We start from the raw sequence: 17974 nt of genomic DNA, 5'->3' as shown, positions 1-17974 counted from the left end.
CATTTGTTAGGTATTGTGGAGTGTTTTTTGAAATTAGCTTATCATGCTGCCGAAAAATTCCCGTCAAAAAACCTCTCTAACCATTGTCAGAGAGGTTTTCAACAGGATTATTTCACTTGCTCTAATAACGCTAGTTTATGGTTCAACGCTTGCAGCTGCTCATCATTTAATGGAAGCAGCGGCAAGCGGACGCCGCCGACATGGACACCATTCCGATTTAATGCTGCTTTTACAGGAGCTGGACTCGGTGCCGCAAACATTTCCTGCATGACCGGCAGGATTCGCTGATGAATCGAAGCAGCTTTTTTCACGGCTCCCTGCTCATATGCAGCAATCATTTCTTGCATTTCATTGCCGATAACATGCCCGGAAACCGAAACAATGCCTATAGCTCCAACTGCAAGAGACGGAAGGGTCAAAGCGTCTTCCCCGCTGTATACAGAAAAGCTTGCATCTGTTTGGGCCGCCATTTCAGTTATCTTATCCATATTGCCGCTTGCATCTTTGATTGCCACAATATTATCAACCGCTGACAAACGAATAACGGTTTCTGCTGCCAAATCAACAGAAGTTCTGCCAGGCACATTATATAGCATGACCGGCAGCTGAACGGAATCAGCCACTGTTTTAAAATGCTCATATAAACCGTCCTGAGAAGGTTTATTATAATAAGGCGTTACAAGCATAATCGCATCCACACCAGTTTTTTCAGCTGCTTGTGATAACGCAATAGACCCTTTCGTCTGATTAGACCCGGTGCCCGCAATTACTGAAATTCTTCCATTTACTTTTTGTACCGTATGTGAAAATAATGCCAGTTTTTCTTCATCTGATAAAGTCGGTGACTCTCCAGTTGTTCCAGCTACCACCAATCCGTCTGAACCGTTTTCGATAAGATGCTCGATTAACTGATCTAATGCCTCGTAATCAATTTCCTGCTGTTCGTTAAATGGCGTTACCATCGCCGTAACCACTTTTCCAAAATTCATAACAACACACCCTTTATATAATATCAACATTCTTTGATGAAAAATAGACGGATAGCACCGGAGTAAAGTGCCAAAAAAACTAGAGGGTGGAAAGTAATAAAGATAAGCAGAATCCCTGTTATTGTTTATTTCCATTTTTCCTGATTCCTTTTTTCTTATCACCATGCATTACTTAAACTATTTCCACAAAATAAAAAGCACCAACGGAGACCGCTGCTGCTTAAACACTTAATGTCCTCTCAGCTGATAGCCCTCCACATAGTTTCCTATATGACAGCACTGGATTTATTTAATCCCAGTACCAGTATAATAAGAATAAGGCTTATTATACTTCGGCAAATTCCCCTTTCCATATGCTTCATCGTCAGCCTATTCTGTCTCAGCATATTTACTAATGGTTTTTGCACCTCTACCGTTCACCTATGAATAATGAATTTGTCTGTATTATAGCAAGAATAACAGAGAAACACAATTGAAAAATAGAGGTTTTTTCAAAAGAGCCAAAAAAGCTTTACAGCGTGCGCATCCTCCATGGTGTTAAAAAATCATGATGAAGCTTCTTTACTGGTAAACTATGCAAAATAAAAAAATAGGTGATTCCCCCGCCCCTCTATTCTTCCTCTTGCAGAAAGTCCATGGACAGGTATCTTTCTCCGGTGTCAGGTGCGATACAAACCACCTTTTGCTCAGGATTCAGACGCTTGGCGACTTCTGTGGCTGCATAAACAGCTGCTGCTCCAGACGGTCCGAGGAACAAGCCTTCCTTCTGGGCAAGCTCTTTTAACAAACTTAATGCCTGCTCATCATTGATCTGAATGATTTCATCATAAACCGATGTGTTTAAGATTTCAGGCACAAAACCCGGACTCGTTCCCACCAATTTATGCGAACCAGGCTCTCCGCCGGATAGTACAGGAGAACCTTTAGGCTCCACAACTGCAATATGCAAATCCGGAATATAAGATCTTAGCGATTCTCCTGTACCTGTTACAGTTCCTCCTGTACCCGCAGTACAAACAAACGCATCCAATTGATGATTCAAATCATTTAAAATCTCCAAAGCTGTTGTATTACGATGCGCATCCGGATTTGCTATATTTTTAAATTGCTGTGGAATAAAACTGTTTGGTATTTCTTGTTGCAATTCTAATGCTTTTTGAATAGCACCCGGCATTTTTTCACTGCTTGGCGTTAAAACTACCTTGGCTCCATATGCTTTCAAAAGATTTCGTCTTTCCTGCGTACTATTATCCGGCATTACCAGAATCGCCTGATATCCCTTTGCAGAGGCAGCCATGGCCAATCCGATTCCTGTATTTCCGCTTGTCGGCTCAATAATCGTATCTCCGGCCTTTATCAGTCCTTCCTGCTCAGCAATATGAATCATATGCACTGCAGCCCGGTCCTTCACACTGCCGCTTGGATTAAACATTTCCAGTTTCACATATATCTTTGCAGCATTTTCAGGCTGCAGTTTATTTAGTGTTATCATAGGAGTATCTCCCACGAGCTCTGTAATATTATCCGCTACTCTCATTCTTTATTCTCCTTCCTCATCCTTTAATAAACGTTTATCTACTGAAATATTTGGATTTAACTTCGCCAATTCTTCTACAAAAGCAAGCTTATCCTTGGGCGAAATAGCTATCAGATCATATTTTCCGCTTCGAATCTGGATACGGTCCAATGATAATGCCGGTGCAATTAGCGGCATCTTAGATTGAAGAATCAATTCCATATTTTCTATATAAATCGTTTGCCGGATAGGGCCATAATAAACAATTAACCGGTCTCTATCAATTTTATACCCCGTGCGGAACCAGAACCAGAGCAATATACCGCATAACAGCAGCATAATCGCTACATTGATTACCTGGCCCCTGAATAGGGGAATGAGCACCCCGCTAATCACAATAGCCCAGAGAACGATCGCCATCCATTTATCCTTCTTTGATTTAAAATACATTCAATTCCCCCATTCATTCGAACAATATTCCTTCTTTTATTATAGCTTTTGTATGACTTTATACCAAACTTCAGCAATCCGTTTCTGCTAATTATTTAACAATAAGGAAAACTTATACTGACTCCACATTAGTTCTTTATTAAGAACAACATGTTTTTTGCTCCCTTGAACAATCTATATATGCTTACAGGCTGTGAATATTCTTTTTCAAACAAGAATTATAAAAACAGCGAAAAGAGGGGTATCCACCGTACCCCTAACAGGTATACAAGATACCCCCCATTTCATTCTGAAGATAAATTAAAACGATATAGATGTTTGATCCTTTATAGGTGCCAGTAACCGGTCTACATGCTTCCATTCCAGCTTATCTAGTGCTGATGTCACTTTCTCTTCTTTAAAATTCCATTTAGAATCCTCTAAATCACAGCTAATTGGCACGTCACATTTAATCTCGGCAAGCGTCCGGGATAAATAGAGCATATCCATATCTGTCTGTAATTTATTTTGCACCCCTTTTGGAAGCTTTTCTATATTATTTACTAATTCATCAATGGTTCCGAATTCCTGTAATAATTTCAAGGCTGTTTTTTCTCCGATTCCTTTTACCCCTGGATAATTATCCGAGGAGTCTCCCATTAACCCTTTTAAATCTATAATTTGCGCAGGAGTAAGTGCTTTTTTCTCATAGAAGTTATCTTTATCAAAGACTTCATAGTTCCCCTGGCCTTTCCGCATAATAATTACGCGGATATTCTCCTTGACTAATTGCAGCAAATCCTGATCTCCTGACAGAATAAACACGTCATTTTCCGGATTATACATATTGGCAAGCGTCCCCATGCAATCATCCGCTTCAAAGTTTTCTAAACCGATATTAGGAATATCAAAGGATTCTACTACTTCTTTTACTAAATCAAACTGCGGAATCAGTTCCACCGGCGGCTCATCCCGATTGGCTTTATAGCCGTTATACATTTCTGTGCGGAAGGTTTTGCTCCCCATGTCCCAGCAGCAAACCACATGAGACGGCTCAAATGTATGAATAGCATCTGTTAAATAACGTAAAAACTGATAAACTCCGTTTGTCGGAACTCCTTTTGAATTATACATAAAATTTCCGCGGAAAGAAGTGGCGAAGAAGCCCCTAAACAGGAGCGCCATGCCATCTACTAATAAAACTTTTTTTGTTGTCATGCTTCATTTCCTTCCTCTCTGTATACAGTCAGGATAACATCCATCTGTTGTTTCGTTTTCATTAAATAATCCATATCCACCTCTACAAACAGACGGTCAATAAATTGCTGATAAAGGACATCCGCTTCATGTACAAGCGTTGTTTTTTCCTGTTCTATTCCTTTATCCCACTGCGCTTGGTAAGAAGACTGAATTAACCTCCCGCCTTCTTCTACAAATGCCAGGATGTTTGGTTCAATAATTGTATAAAGCTGTTCTTTGATTTCTTCTTTTTGATTCTGAACAAAGAAGGTTTTCGTATCTTTAAACTTAGCAAATAATTTTTGCAGCTCATTCTGCTTGTTGATCGATAGTTTTATCGTTATATCCGGTGTGTCAAAAGCCGCCATATCCCAATCCGAAATGGAAAAAACCGGATCCAGTTTTTTTGCTTCCTCAATCATTTCTTGCTGATTGGTTTTTAATAAGCTTTTTAACAGCTGTTCTATCCGTAAAGAAATCGCTAATAATTCCTGATGCAATTCAGATTCCATGTACTGAACCAGCTGTTCAAATTGCTTTGTGAGCTGTTCCCGTCCCGTTTTTCCAGACTCTGTAATGGTTGTCGGGTTATAAATTTCTTTAAACAGGTCATGGAAACGGATGGTAAAACGTCCATTCAAAAAGTACGTTTGCTTTTCTAATTTCTGATGCCAGCGATTTTCGGTCGAAGAGATATCCCGTTTTTCTACATGTTGAACAAGTTGCTGATACGCATTCTCTAATGTTTCTTTCCGTTTCGTTTTTGCAGATTGATCCAGTTTTAAGGATTGGATAAATTGGTCCAATGCCTCCCCGGAACGTTCGATATCGCTGATTGCAGCTCTTTTCGCAAGGGCAGTTAAATCATGGTGAATAAAGTCATAGAACCGTGTTTCAAAAGCCTGCATCTGTTCGTTCAAGGTCTTCTGGGCTGTTTTTTCTGCCAAAGAAAGCTTGCTGGAAACTGGGTAAAGACGCGGAAAACGAATTCCCAATTGCGCTAATTGTTCTTTAACATAAGTGGTTACCATATTTAATTCTGCCGGATTGCTGGCAAGGTCTGCGGCATTGACGATGAAGAACATTTTATCCAGTTCAAATACATCCTTTACACGCCCCAGCTGCATCAGAAAATCTTTATCTGCACGAGATAAAGCATGATTATAATAGGTAACATATAAAATAGCATCCGCATGCTTGATATATTCAAAGGATACATTGGTATGTCTGGCATTGATCGAATCCGCCCCCGGCGTGTCCACAAGCGTAATTCCCTGTCTTGTCACTTCACAATCATAAAAAAGATCCATCGATGCAATATAACACGCTTTTTCTTCATCTGTCACATACGACTCAAAATCATCGAAGGTTATTTTTTTCGAGGCACCAATTGCCGGTTTTGCCTCTACATACCCTTCCAGCATGGCACGTAAATATGCCTGATACATTTTTGGCAAACGCGTATCTGTCAGTACTTTTTCTGTTTTCAGCCATGTAATCAGCTCGTCCAGAGAAGCTTCCGGCGGTTCACATTCTTTTGCCAGTGTTTGAATATCGTCGGCCAGCATTTCCTCGGATTTAAAGGTTACAATAACATCCCGGTGCTGATTTTCACTGGTAACCGGACGAATCCGATTGACCGCAGCGGTTGTCGGATTCGGGGAAACCGGCAAGACACGTTCCCCAAGAATGGCATTGGCAAAGGATGATTTCCCGGCACTGAAGGCACCAAATAAAGCAATCGTATAGGAACGCTCTGTCAGAGAAATTTTTCGTTTCTTTAAATCCTGCTGGTAGCTTTCGAAGCCCGGCAATTGAATCAGCTGTAATACATGATCAATATCATCGACGACATCCTGAGCTGTATTATCATGCCATTCCTTCTCTTTCTCTAAGGCTTCTTGTTCCTCTTCAGGCTTATCTGCCGGTATTTCCTCATTAGATATTTCCAAAGCAGCTGTACCCTGCTCTGGAATCACTTGGCGGGCTTCCAGCTCCTCCTTCATTTCCGTAATAATTTCTGCCGGCACTTCCGGGTGTTCTTCCGCCTCATCTAAATGGTTGAAATAAGCTGCCTTTTCCTTATCAAGCGTCTGATTAGCCTCTCGTTCTGACGCTTTCTTCTGCCATTCCTCCAATGCTTGTTTTAACTCATTTAATTTACTCTCATTTTTATTTTCAAGTTCTTTTTTCACTTCATTAGCCAGCTGTCTCATCTGTTTCTTAAAATATGATTTTAAACTGGCTGCAATTTCATTTGTATAATTTAAAACATAGTCGCCGTTTATCGTAGCTCCTTTACGCAAATTATTTTCCAGCAGCTCTTCACTTAACGTCCATTCCAGGAAAGAAACTCCTTTTTCCTGATAGGAAGAATCGAGCTGATTGCTTTCAATATACTCATACCACTTATCACGAAGCTTCCATTTTAATGTTGTCTCGACATTCTTTTCTAAAGCTTCCATGAAATTTTGTTTTCGTTCTAATTTAGCTTCTTTTGTTTTTTTGCTGCTAGTGAATAACCCGCCGACCTTAAAATCAGGCTGTACAGATTCTAAATATTCCTTCGCAAGCTCTCTTAAATCAGCTGGCATCAGATAAGCATTTTTCGCAGTCTGATCCACCTCCGTTAAAAAACCGGCTGCTATCTTTTCCGGCTGCTGCTCCAGATTTTCAATTTCGTTTGTTAAGCTTTCTATTTTCTGAGCCAACGATGCTTCATCAACGTCATCCAGGGATGCTTTCTGATTCGATATTTCCCGATGCACCTTTTCTTTATGATCACGCACAATTTGTCGAATGCTCGCCTCCATCGTCATATACTCATGCTTCGATTGCAGCATATGAAACACGGTATCTTTCAGCTCTGACCACTCATTGTGCGGTGCTTCCGGATTTTTAAGAGATGTGTAGAAAATGGAAGAAGGGTGCAGATTCCATTGATCAAACGTTTGTTTAATTTTTTTATCAAATTCGACAAAAGGCAATTCTGCTTCATTATGCTTATCTATCTGGTTGATAACAATCATAAATGGCAGCTCATTTTCCTGCATTGCCTGTAAAAATAATAGATTCACTTCGGATTGCACATGGTTATAATCCGTTACATAAATAAGATAATCGGATAAATGAAGAGAAGCTTCTGTCAGCATCCGGTCCACGTCATCTGCAGCATCGATTCCCGGCGTATCTAAAATAGCCGTATAGGGCGGCAAAATGTCATCACCTGTGCTGATATGCATTTTTTTAATATCATTTTTATTGGTGGCGAACTGCTTGATTTGCTCCAGATTGTACGGTTCATGATATTCTACCACGTCTCCATTGTGATAAAACACACTGACAGTGCCCTCTCCAGATGAGATTTTTACAACATTCGCACTGGTAGGAATCGGACTGTTCGCTAAAATTTCTTCCCCTAATAAATGATTGATTAAAGAAGACTTCCCCGCAGAAAAATGACCTGTTAAGGTGATAATAAACTCCTGGTTAACGTATTTTTCCAAGATATCAAGCATCTTATCTGCATTTACCTGATCTCCCTTGCTTTTCATTTCATTATAGAGGAATGCAATTTGTTGTTCTGTTACTCTTTTTTCCATATACGTGATCACAAGCCTTTACCCCTTTTTTCAACTTATTCATATCTACTTTTAGCGTCTATGACGTTTCTTCCTGTCTTTATAGAATCGTTCAAGTACTTTACATAACACCTTCATTATACGCAATATTTGTTTTGATTTCTAGATGCTAATCAGATTCTGATAAAGCGAAACTGTCAAGCCTTCTTTATCCCTCAAACGGGTGTCTTACTAAAGCCCTTCGATGGGGCAAGTAATCACAGCAACGGTTTTAATAGACCGAGTAATCGCAGGTCTCAATGCTGTCAGCTTAGTACGCCGCTGCTGAAAAAAAGCACAAAAACAGCATAACATATGAATAACCCCCTGCGTGCAGGGGGTTATCAATCTATTACTTTATCATTTAACAGCATGTTCCGGTTATCTTATTTTTTAAAATAGCCTTTCCAAAGGGAGAAACCGATGATAATAAGACAAATGATAAATCCGTAAAGCCATATGGAAAGCATCGGATTAACAAACATCCACACTCACCCTCTCTTTAATTTGCCCGGACTTGATTTTTTTCTGCTTCTTTCTCTTCAGGTAAAGAAGGGTCTTTCAATATCTTTGCCAGAATCGTAATCGTTGCTATACCAATAAAAGTTGCTGCCGCGCCAGCTGACATGGTGCTTGGAATAATACCAGTAAAGTAAATAATAAGGTAGGAAAATAACCCGGCTGCCATCGACAGCTCTGCCGCTCTCGCAGGTGCTTTTTTCTTGCTGTAAATAGCATGTAAAATCGGTCCCATCGTTCCTGCAGCAATACCGGAAATTCCAATCCACATCACATCGCCCATATATGCGGGCGGCCTCAATACAATTAAAAAGGCGATCAAGCCCACCAGCGGAACAGCCAGACGGCTGATTTTCAGCGCAATTTTCTGCGCCCTCTCATTGCTTATATTGATAATTTTCTTTTTCACGAGGAATTTCAAGAAAATATCATTGGCAAATACGGTAGAAATGGAAACAAATATCCCGTCCGTTGTGGACATGGCAGCAGCAAGAATAACGATTCCAAAAAGAGCTACAAAAATTGCCGGAAAGGCCCAAACGACATATTCCATTAATGCTAAGTCAGCGGCCACGACATTATCGCCAAGCGCTGTTCTGCTGTATAATCCTCCGAAAAGAACAAGCAGACAAAAGACAGCGGTAATAACATAGGTTACAATCATTTTTCCCATGTCTCTTTCATGCTTCAGACCAAGTACTTTATTGAACAAATGCGGTGCAGAAGCAAAGGCCCACTGAATAATAATAGCGCCAGAAATTGCCCCAAACGAATAGAAATGAAGCGAATCAGGGTTAAATACACGGACTAGATTCCCATTCTGAGCACTGAGATTGTCCGTAATGCCAGTAAATGTTGCTGTAACACTTCCTTCCCAGAAAATAATAATTCCGGAAATAAATATAGCTAAACCTGCAATTGCCATCATAACCGCTTGGACAGCGTCTGTATAAATATCAGCAAATGCTCCTCCGGCATATACATACAGAACAACAATGGCTGCGATGAATATCAATCCGCTTGTATAGGACATCCCTAAAAGATACTCAAAAATTCTTGCTCCTGCTACAAACTGAGCTGCTATATAAAAAATGTTAAACAGTAAAATCAGCCCAGTCCCTACTCTTAAAATATCACTATTATAGAAGTCGCCAAGCCAATCCGGCAGGGAAAGGGACTTTTGTTTTGTATTCAGCTTCCTGACCTTTTTGGCTACCATCAGCACTCCTATCGGCCCGCCGCCGATCATCGCTAAAAACAGCCAGAGATTGGACAGTCCCCAGTCATGAGTCCAGCCGGGGTAACCCAGAAATGTTGCTGCACTTAAATAAGTAGCGGCAAAAGACAACCCCAGCACATAGGGCCCCAGACTTCCGCCGCCTGTAGCGAAATCACTGATGTTTTTCGTTTTTTTAGCACTTATGTAACCAAGGATCAGCATAACAGCTAGAAATATTGCAAAACCAATCCATGTATACAGCATAATTGTACTCATCTCTGACCTCCTTACACATACGAGTAAACCGGGGAATTTGCTTCCCCGTTATCTTTGCTGTAAACTGCCAAGCTTTCTCGCAGGATGGTTATCGGGCAAATGGGGATTTCCTTTTCCAAACATATTTTCTCTGAGTGTCTTTCCTTCATATTCAGTCCGGTAAATGCCTCGTTTTTGCAATTCAGGAACAACTAGATCCACAAATTCCCGAAATGTATCTGGAGAGTATGTCTGCGCGATATTGAATCCATCGACATCACCTTCAACTGCCCATTCTTCCATTCGATCCGCGATTTGTTCAGGCGTCCCGATAAATTTCACTGTACCATTACCGAGTCCATGATTTTTGACCGCTTCCCACAATGTCCATTTCTTATTCGGATCTTTTGTATACATATCCAGATTTCCTTGCACTGCTTCTGTCTGTATATCTTCAATATACTGATCCGGATCATATTTTGAAAAATCGATTCCTGTATGTCCGGAAAGAAGAGATGCAGTACCTTCATAGCTGACATGATCCGTTAAATCTTTATATTTCGCCAGCGCTTCTTCCTCCGTTGCTCCAATGATTGGCAAAATCATTGGAAAAACAAATATATCCCGCTGGTCTCTTCCCTGTTCCTGTGTTCGTTTCCGAATATCTGCAACATAGGCCTTTAATGCATCCAGCGAATGATTTTTGGTGAAAACCGCCTCTGCATGTTTGGCTGCAAAATCTCTTCCTTTTGGTGAAGCTCCCGCCTGGAATAAAACAGGAGTACGCTGCGGAGAAGGTTCAACCAAATGTGGACCAGGAACTTTGAAAAATTCACCTTCATGATCGATCAATCGAACTTTGTCCGGATGTGCAAATGTATCATTCGCACCATCATAAACAACAGCATCGTCTTCCCAGCTGTGCTCCCAAAGCTTATAGACAACTTCAAGAAATTCATCTGCTCGGTCATAACGCTGTTCTTTAGGAAGACGGCTGGAAAGACCCAGATTGACTGCCTCACTTTCTAAATAAGAAGTCACCACATTCCAGGCAACCCTTCCATTCGTTAAATGATCTAATGTTGATAGCTGCCTTGCCAGCGCGTATGGTTGTGCATATGTAGCAGAAATAGTTGGCGCAAAGCCGAGATTTTCAGTTACAGCAGCCATCGCAGAAATCGGAATCAACGGGTCATGAGCCGGAAGCTGCACAGCATGCCGGACAGCTGCTTCATGACTATTTCCATATACACTGTAGGTTCCAAGCACATCGGCAATAAACATGGCATCAAATTTTCCGCGTTCCAGGATTTTTGCTGTTTCTGTCCAATATGACAGGTCATTATGTTTTGTCCCCTCGTCCTTTTCATGCTTCCATAATCCTGTCGAGTGAGGGGAAGGTGAATTTTGAATAAATCCATTCAGGTGAATTTGTTTAGTCATCGTTTCGATAAACTCCTTTTCTCATAAATTTTCATCTTGACCGCTTCACCAAAATCTATGATTGTAAGCTAGATTTTATCGTAGTGTAACTGGCTGGGACTGAGACTGCGATTACCAATGTTGTCAGGTTAACGCGACCGCTACTGATTAAAGTTTCTCTTTATTTGATTTAGACAACCATTGATTTTGGTGTTGACCCTACCCTCTTTTGATTGCTGCTTACTTATGATTCATCGAAAGCATTTAAGGCATTTACACTATGTGCCACTGCTGAGCCAGCTTTTAAAGCAGCTGCTACAAAAATAGCTTCTGATATTTCCTCTAGACTGGACCCTGTTTTTTTGGCATTTTTCGTATGCAGGTCAATGCAATAAGGGCAGCCTGTAGTGTGTGCTGATGCCACCGCGATAAGTTCTTTTTCCTTTTCGGACAATTTTCCTGCTTTAATGGATTTATGATCAAAAGCAGCAAATGCCTTGAATGTACCCGCATCAATGTCACCAAATTCTGTTAATCTATTAAAATAGGATGCTTTGTACAGCTCGTCTTTTTCCTCTTCATCAAACGCATTTAGCGCATTCACACCATGAGCAACTGCTAAACCAGCCTTTAGAGCTGTTGCAACAAAAATGGCCTCTGTTACTTCCTCTTTATCAGCATTATTCTTTTTAGCATTCCCCACGTGTAAATCAATGCAGTACGGGCATCCAGTAATGTGTGCTACGGCTACCGCAATTAATTCCTTTAATTTAACTGATAAATTTCCCTCAGCCAATGCCTTGTCGTTAAAAGCAAAAAAAGTTCGAAATGCTTCAGGCGCATATTCTTTTAATTCTGTTATCCGGTTAAAATAAGATTTTTGATATAAACTATCTGTTTTAGTCAATGAAATCTCTCCTCATACATTTAAAATTTTTGTTTTTTGTTTGTCATAAAATCATAAAAACTGTAAGCTCATTTCGCTTATTTTCGTACAACTCCAGCAATAATTAAACTTTACCTATCTAATTACTCGGTTTTAGTCATACTTATACCATTGAAATTATTCCCTCCCTATCATTGTTTAAAATGAAAAAAACCCTTTCCAATGAGAAGAGGTTTTTTTATACACTGCCTCATCTCCCAAGTGAAAAGCTTGCTGGAATTAGCACCATTTTACTGTGTTTTAAGTAATGGTTGCTGCGGGATTACAGGACCAGTTCCTCCCCCGGCTCTTGATAAGGAATTACATTATTTAGTTTTTTAAGATTTCTTCATATACTATCGAATTCTAAAAAATGTGTCAAGCGGAAATTTTAATTAAATTAAGTGGTTCCTTACCAAAACCTATCGATGATGCGAGTAAAAATAATTTTACTGTAAGCGGCCATTAGTCGTTTTAACACTTTTAATTATATTTTCCAACCATAGATTTTGGTATTGGTCAATCTGAGCAAGTTTTTTTGAAATCAGTTCGAAACACAAATTATAGTTTACATAATATTATTATGGTTAAATAAATGTTTTTATACGCTTCATAAAAAACGCCTAGCCCCTATTGGTCTAAGCGTTTTCTTATTCGCCTACACAGGATATACCCCATGTTTTCTCTCGGTAAATTGCTTTTTCTTATTCTGATAAATGGTAAAACGTCTTGTCAGCTCGCTCCGAAGATGATCTGGATCAATAATATCATCAATAATCATTTCGGAAGCTAAGCGATAAATATCAATATTCTCTTTATAGGAGGCCTGCTTCTCTGCGATATATGCCTCTCTTTCTTCTTCAGGAAGCTGAGCGATTTTATTTGCTTCTACTGCATTCACTGCTGCTTCCGGTCCCATAACAGCAATTTGTGCATTCGGAAAGGCTAAGCAGCAATCCGGGTCGAAAGCAGGTCCTGACATCGCGTATAGACCAGCTCCATAAGCCTTTCGAACAATAACAGAAATTTTAGGTACCGTTACTTCACTCATTGCAAATAGCATTTTGGCTCCATGGCGGATAATTCCCTGTTTCTCCACTCTTGTTCCAATCATAAATCCTGGTACATCCGTTAAGAACAGCAGCGGAATTTCAAACGCATCACATAATTGGATAAACTTTGCTGCTTTATCTGCTGAATCAGTAAAAAGAACGCCTCCCTTGACACGCGGCTGATTGGCGATGATTCCTATACTTTGACCGTCGATGCGGGCCAGCCCAGTAATTAGTTCTGGAGCAAACCGCTTTTTTATTTCACAAAAACTGCCTTCATCGATCGTACGGTCAATCAGTTCATACATGTCAAATGCAGCATTTTGATTATCTGGAATAATTTCGCTGATTGGCTTATCAAAGCTTTTTGGTTCTACAGATGCTGCTTTTTTTGGCTTCTCACGAAAATTAGCAGGAAAATACGTTAAGTACTTCTGTGCAAATTGAATCGCTTCTTCTTCGGTATCCACTAAAACATCGCCCACTCCTGAGGTCGTACAGTGCATTTTTGCTCCGCCCATTTCCTCTAAGGAAACCTTTTCACCAATGACCTTTTCAGCCATTCGCGGGGAACCTAAATACATCGATGCATTCCCATCAACCATGACAACGATATCACAAAAGGCAGGGATATAGGCACCGCCGGCAGCAGATGGACCAAACAATAAACAGACTTGCGGCACTCTTCCTGACAGCTTGATTTGATTGTAGAAAATACGTCCCGCTCCTCTTCTGCCCGGGAACATATCTATTTGATCGGTAATGCGGGCACCTGCAGAGTCAACCAGATAAATCATAGGTACTTCCAGTCGTTCTGCCGTCTCTTGAATACGTAAAATCTTCTCTACCGTCCGCTGTCCCCAGCTTCCGGCTTTCACGGTGGAATCATTTGCCATCGCACAGACTGTCTGGCCATTTATTTTCCCTGTCACGGTAATCACGCCATCTGCCGGCAGATCTTCATCCATCGCATTGGCAAATAAACCATCCTCAATTGTCTCATGAGAGTCAAAAAGAAGCTGTATTCTTTCCCTAGCAAAAAGCTTGCCCTTTTCAGCATTGCTGTCGTGATACTTTTGTTTTCCTCCCTTTTTTATTTTTTCTATACGCTTCTTTAGTTCCTTATTTACAGGCATATAAGCATACTCCTTCCTGGCTTTAACTTCCGTGGTAATCAGGCTTTCTTTTCTCTTGAAATGCAAGCAATCCTTCTTTTCTGTCCTTTGTCGGTATAAGTTTTACATAAGATGCATGTTCCAGTTGAACCGCTTCATCTATCGGAAGTTCTATCCCCTGATTAATCGCTTTTTTAGCCTGCTTCATAGCAATCGGCCCATTTTGGCTTATTTTCCGGGCGATACTGATTGCTTCGTCTTGTAAAAAAGAAGCAGCGACTGACCGCTCAATCAGTCCAATAGCTAATGCATCCTCTGCTGAAATTGTTTTGGCAGTATAAATAAGCATTTTGGCTTGCCCGACCCCGATTAATCTTGGCAAACGCTGTGTCCCGCCGGCTCCGGGTATAATCGCCAGAGAGGTTTCCGTCAACCCCAGCTTTACATGATTGGCTGCAATACGCAGGTCACAGGCTAAAGCGATTTCCAGCCCGCCTCCAAAGGCGACGCCATTAATAGCAGCAATTACAGGGACCTCTATTTTTTCTATGGAATCGGCAAGTCTGCTAATTTTCTGTACAGCAGCAACAACTTCCTCCTCATTCATTGCCTTTCGTTCTTTCAAATCTGCTCCGGCACAGAAAGCTTTTTCTCCGCTGGCTGTAATAATCACACAGCGTATAGTATCATCAGCACGGATTTTTTGAATACAATTCTCTAAATCTGTTAATAACGCAAAAGATAACGCATTGGCAGCTTCCGGCCGATTTAATGTGATAACAGCGATATGATTATCTACTGTTTCAACGTTTACAAGTTGCATAGGCATTCACTCCAAACTGATTTAGTCAACGATTGCAATCGTATCTCCTTCATTAACAAAATCTCCTTCTTGGACCTTCCATTCCTTCAAAATTCCTTTTCCCTCTGAAGCAATCGGAATTTCCATTTTCATTGACTCGAGAATAACGACATCCTGCCCTTCTTCCACAGCCTCTCCCTGCTGCACTGTAATTTTCCATACGTTTCCTGCCATCGATGCTTTGATTTCCATCTTAATTCCCTCCTGTAGTTGGTTGATAATATTTATCTAAAAAGTTTGTTTGTGTATTTCCTTTTTTAAATGCCTCATAGGTGATGATTTCCTGAAGCATCGGTATATTGGTTTTTATCCCTTCTATTTTGAACCGACCCAGCGCTTTTTCCAGCTTATTCCTCGCTTCTGCCCGATTTTCCCCGAAAACGATCAGTTTTGCAATCATCGGATCATAAAAAGGCGTTACCGTATCTCCGGAGGTGACAGCACATTCATTACGGACACCTGCTCCTTCAGGCAGTTCCAGTGCTGTGATTTTACCAGGCGACGGAAAGAATCGAATGGGGTCTTCTGCGTAAACTCTTATTTCTATCGCATGGCCGTTTCGTGTGATTTCTTCCTGTGTAAAAGATAGTGCCTGCTGATTGGCAATACGGATCTGTTCTTTGACAATATCAATCCCTGTTATTTCTTCTGTGACGGGGTGTTCTACCTGAATACGTGTATTCATTTCCAGAAAATAAAATTGCTCCGATTCATCAACTAAAAATTCAATTGTTCCGGCATTGGTATAATCAATTGCCTCCGCAGCGATAACAGCTGTTTCTCCTAATTTCATGCGAAGTGCTTCAGAAATAGATGGCGATGGGGCTTCTTCTAACACCTTTTGGTTCCGGCGCTGAATAGAGCATTCTCTTTCAAATAAATGAACCGTATGCTGATGACAATCTGCTAAAACCTGTACTTCAATATGTCGGCTGTTTGTTATGTGTTTCTCTAAAAACATTGCTCCATCTCCAAAGAAAGACAAGGCCCGCTTGGAGTTATTTTCAAAAGCTTTTCGCAGTTCATCTGAAGCGTGCACAACCTCCATTCCGATACCTCCGCCGCCAGCAGATGCTTTTAACATCACAGGGTAGCCAATTTGCTCAGCAAAAGTGACCGCTTCTTCCAATGATTCCACCGCGCGATCAGTACCGGGAATAACAGGTACACCCGCCGCTATCATTGCTTTTCGAGCTTCAATTTTACTTCCCATCAGACTTAAAATAGCCGCTTCCGGTCCAATAAAAATAATTCCTTCTTCTTTACAGCGTTCAGCGAATGAAGGGCTTTCACTCAAGAAACCGTAGCCTGGATGAATCGCATCGGCATTTGTTTTTTTGGCCACTTCTATGATTTTATCTAATTGAAGATAGCTTTGCTGCACTTGTGAAGGACCGATAGGATAAGCTTCGTCAGCTTCTTGTTTAAATAAAGCATTCGCATCTGCTTCGGAATAGACAGCTACCGTCCTGATACCTGACTCTTTGCAGCTGCGGATAATTCTTCTGGCTATCTCACCGCGATTAGCAATCAATACTTTTTGTATCATGGTCTTCTCTCCTTCTCTAGCAGCCTAGCTGTCTTGCAATAACCAAGCGTTGGATTTCAGACGTCCCCTCTCCAATTTCCAATAACTTAGCATCCCTGAGCAGCCTTTCCACTTCATATTCACGCATATAACCATAACCGCCATGAATTTGAATCGCCTGATTTGCCGCACGAAATGCCATTTCCGTTGCATATAATTTTGCATATGCTGCCTCTTTGGAAAAGCTTCTATTCTGATCCTTTAACCAGGCTGCTTTATAAACCATATTACGGGCAAGCTCAATTTCCATCGCTATATCTGCTAATTTAAATTGGATTGCCTGAAAACTGGAAATAGATTTACCGAATTGTTTACGGTCCTTTGCATACTGCAAGGAGCGGTCTAAAGCCGCCTGGCCAATACCGACAGCTAATGACGCAATAGAAATCCTTCCGCCATCTAATGTTTTTAAAAATTGCTGATGACCTTGATGTTCTGTACCAAGTAAATTTTCTTTGGGAACACGGACATTATCCAAGATGACTTCTGCGGTATCTGACCCGCGTACGCCCATTTTGTCATAACCACTGCGGATAGTCAGTCCTTCAGCATCTGTCGGCACAATGATGGCAGATATTTTATTCTTGTTATTTGCGTCCTTTTTCGTGACGGCCGTTACAATAATAAAATCTGCAAAACTGGCATTCGTGATAAAACATTTTTCCCCTTGAATAATATATTCGTCTCCGTCTAATTTAGCAGTAGTTTTTGTCCCCCCGGAATCAGACCCTGCATTCGGTTCTGTTAAACCAAAAGCTCCAAGAGAACGGCCTTCAGCAATTGATTTTAAAAACCGCTGCTTTTGTTCTTCTGTTCCAAAATAATAAATCGGGCTGGCGCCTAAAGAAACTGCAGCGGCATAACTTAAGCCCGTACTTCCGCATCGGCGGCCGATTTCCTCTACAGCGATGGCATATGAAACGGTGTCACCGCCCGAACCTCCATAGCTTTCAGGAAATGGAATCCCTAATAAACCAAGCTCTCCCATGTCTTGAAAAATATCTTCCGGGAAAGCTGCGTTAACATCAATATCGATTGCTCTTGGACGGATAGTTTTTTCAGCAAAGTCAGAAACCATCCGCTGAATCATCTTTTGTTCCTTCGTTAAATCAAAATCCATTCTCGTACCCCCTTTTGACGAATTGAACACGCTTACATTATCATTTTATCAAAAGCTGGGATTTAGGCAAAGGAAAAGCTAAAAATCTTTTTCTTGAGCAGCTG

At 40.9% G+C, this 17974-nt stretch carries 13 protein-coding genes and 2 riboswitches; all 13 genes read right to left on the bottom strand.

What is annotated here, in order from left to right; all coding sequences use genetic code 11:
- Positions 1-107 precede the first annotated feature (107 nt).
- The 13 genes from dapA to MKY65_RS11150 all read right to left on the bottom strand — a co-directional run bounded on the left by dapA (position 108) and on the right by MKY65_RS11150 (position 17870).
- Positions 108-989 (bottom strand): 4-hydroxy-tetrahydrodipicolinate synthase, encoded by an 882-nt coding sequence (gene dapA / locus MKY65_RS11210; RefSeq protein ID WP_339184837.1) that lies wholly within the window; start codon positions 987-989, stop codon positions 108-110.
- A gap of 239 nt (positions 990-1228) precedes the next feature.
- Positions 1229-1409, bottom strand: a riboswitch (Lysine riboswitch).
- 190 nt (positions 1410-1599) lie between these two features.
- A complete protein-coding gene (gene cysK / locus MKY65_RS11205; RefSeq protein ID WP_339184836.1) occupies positions 1600-2526 on the bottom strand; it encodes a cysteine synthase A in 927 nt (308 codons plus the stop codon).
- A gap of 3 nt (positions 2527-2529) precedes the next feature.
- The gene (locus MKY65_RS11200; protein WP_042533832.1) at positions 2530-2955 is read right to left on the bottom strand and encodes a PH domain-containing protein; all 426 of its coding nucleotides are present in this window, start codon (positions 2953-2955) and stop codon (positions 2530-2532) included.
- Between the two features lie 300 nt (positions 2956-3255).
- A complete protein-coding gene (locus MKY65_RS11195; protein WP_339184834.1) occupies positions 3256-4152 on the bottom strand; it encodes a 5'-3' exonuclease in 897 nt (298 codons plus the stop codon).
- Positions 4149-7787, bottom strand: coding sequence for a dynamin family protein (locus MKY65_RS11190; RefSeq protein ID WP_339184833.1), 3639 nt, complete (start codon positions 7785-7787; stop codon positions 4149-4151). The genes MKY65_RS11195 and MKY65_RS11190 overlap by 4 nt, the downstream gene beginning before the upstream one ends.
- A 508-nt stretch (positions 7788-8295) precedes the next feature.
- Positions 8296-9807 carry a sodium:pantothenate symporter gene (locus MKY65_RS11185; RefSeq protein ID WP_339184832.1) on the bottom strand — a complete coding sequence of 504 codons (1512 nt, stop codon included), beginning with the start codon at positions 9805-9807 and terminating at the stop codon, positions 8296-8298.
- A gap of 48 nt (positions 9808-9855) precedes the next feature.
- A complete protein-coding gene (locus MKY65_RS11180) occupies positions 9856-11229 on the bottom strand; it encodes an LLM class flavin-dependent oxidoreductase (RefSeq protein WP_339184830.1) in 1374 nt (457 codons plus the stop codon).
- Positions 11230-11452: 223 nt separating this feature from the next.
- Complete coding sequence (locus MKY65_RS11175) at positions 11453-12121, bottom strand: carboxymuconolactone decarboxylase family protein (protein ID WP_339185215.1); 669 nt, start codon at positions 12119-12121, stop codon at positions 11453-11455.
- Positions 12122-12341: 220 nt separating this feature from the next.
- A riboswitch (SAM riboswitch) is annotated at positions 12342-12453 on the bottom strand.
- Positions 12454-12791: 338 nt separating this feature from the next.
- On the bottom strand, positions 12792-14321 hold the full coding sequence (locus tag MKY65_RS11170) for an acyl-CoA carboxylase subunit beta (RefSeq protein WP_339184828.1): 1530 nt from the start codon (positions 14319-14321) through the stop codon (positions 12792-12794).
- A gap of 22 nt (positions 14322-14343) precedes the next feature.
- Positions 14344-15123, bottom strand: coding sequence for an enoyl-CoA hydratase (locus MKY65_RS11165; protein WP_339184827.1), 780 nt, complete (start codon positions 15121-15123; stop codon positions 14344-14346).
- 21 nt (positions 15124-15144) lie between these two features.
- On the bottom strand, positions 15145-15354 hold the full coding sequence (locus tag MKY65_RS11160) for an acetyl-CoA carboxylase biotin carboxyl carrier protein subunit (RefSeq protein ID WP_042533822.1): 210 nt from the start codon (positions 15352-15354) through the stop codon (positions 15145-15147).
- Position 15355: 1 nt separating this feature from the next.
- Positions 15356-16711, bottom strand: a complete 1356-nt coding sequence (locus MKY65_RS11155) for an acetyl-CoA carboxylase biotin carboxylase subunit (RefSeq protein ID WP_339184826.1) — start codon at positions 16709-16711, stop codon at positions 15356-15358.
- 16 nt (positions 16712-16727) lie between these two features.
- The gene (locus MKY65_RS11150) at positions 16728-17870 is read right to left on the bottom strand and encodes an acyl-CoA dehydrogenase family protein (RefSeq protein ID WP_339184824.1); all 1143 of its coding nucleotides are present in this window, start codon (positions 17868-17870) and stop codon (positions 16728-16730) included.
- Positions 17871-17974 lie beyond the last annotated feature (104 nt).

The organism is Oceanobacillus sp. FSL W7-1293 (genome assembly GCF_037969815.1).
In the GTDB taxonomy this organism is placed as follows: domain Bacteria; phylum Bacillota; class Bacilli; order Bacillales; family Amphibacillaceae; genus Oceanobacillus; species Oceanobacillus oncorhynchi.
The sequence above is the reverse complement of the archived record's forward strand: the minus strand, read 5'-3'. Positions and strand labels throughout refer to the sequence as shown.

Coding starts and splice junctions, on each gene's coding strand:
- MKY65_RS11160 (WP_042533822.1), bottom strand. CDS start 15,354: ATGGAAATCAAAGCATCGATGGCAGGAAACGTATGGAAAATTACAGTG.
- MKY65_RS11180 (WP_339184830.1), bottom strand. CDS start 11,229: ATGACTAAACAAATTCACCTGAATGGATTTATTCAAAATTCACCTTCC.
- cysK (WP_339184836.1), bottom strand. CDS start 2,526: ATGAGAGTAGCGGATAATATTACAGAGCTCGTGGGAGATACTCCTATG.
- MKY65_RS11150 (WP_339184824.1), bottom strand. CDS start 17,870: ATGGATTTTGATTTAACGAAGGAACAAAAGATGATTCAGCGGATGGTT.
- MKY65_RS11200 (WP_042533832.1), bottom strand. CDS start 2,955: ATGTATTTTAAATCAAAGAAGGATAAATGGATGGCGATCGTTCTCTGG.
- MKY65_RS11170 (WP_339184828.1), bottom strand. CDS start 14,321: ATGCCTGTAAATAAGGAACTAAAGAAGCGTATAGAAAAAATAAAAAAG.
- dapA (WP_339184837.1), bottom strand. CDS start 989: ATGAATTTTGGAAAAGTGGTTACGGCGATGGTAACGCCATTTAACGAA.
- MKY65_RS11195 (WP_339184834.1), bottom strand. CDS start 4,152: ATGACAACAAAAAAAGTTTTATTAGTAGATGGCATGGCGCTCCTGTTT.
- MKY65_RS11155 (WP_339184826.1), bottom strand. CDS start 16,711: ATGATACAAAAAGTATTGATTGCTAATCGCGGTGAGATAGCCAGAAGA.
- MKY65_RS11165 (WP_339184827.1), bottom strand. CDS start 15,123: ATGCAACTTGTAAACGTTGAAACAGTAGATAATCATATCGCTGTTATC.
- MKY65_RS11185 (WP_339184832.1), bottom strand. CDS start 9,807: ATGAGTACAATTATGCTGTATACATGGATTGGTTTTGCAATATTTCTA.